We start from the raw sequence: 276 nt of genomic DNA on the forward strand, positions 1-276 counted from the left end.
ACCGCCACTGATACACAACCTGTTGATGCCACCATGGCACCTGCACCCACCGTTGAGTTCAGCGGCATGGGCAGCGATGGTATCTTCAACAGCGATGAGATCGGCAGCGACGGTACTGTGACCGCCACCGTGACGCTAGCGACTGGCACTGAAGTTGGCGACACCTTGATTGTCACTGACGGCAATGGCAACACCCTATTTAACGGCCCTGTCACTCAGGACATGCTCGACAACGGCTTTGACGTTGAAGTCCCTGTGACTGCAGGCGCGACCGAT

1 protein-coding gene is annotated in these 276 nt (G+C 57.2%); it reads left to right on the top strand.

Annotation, left to right across the window (positions count from 1 at the left end):
• Positions 1–276 (top strand): hypothetical protein (locus H5125_RS21915; RefSeq protein WP_220487405.1); only part of this gene is annotated, 276 nt, incomplete at both ends.

The sequence above is a fragment of the Shewanella sp. SR44-4 genome (assembly GCF_014163715.1).
GTDB lineage: Bacteria > Pseudomonadota > Gammaproteobacteria > Enterobacterales > Shewanellaceae > Shewanella.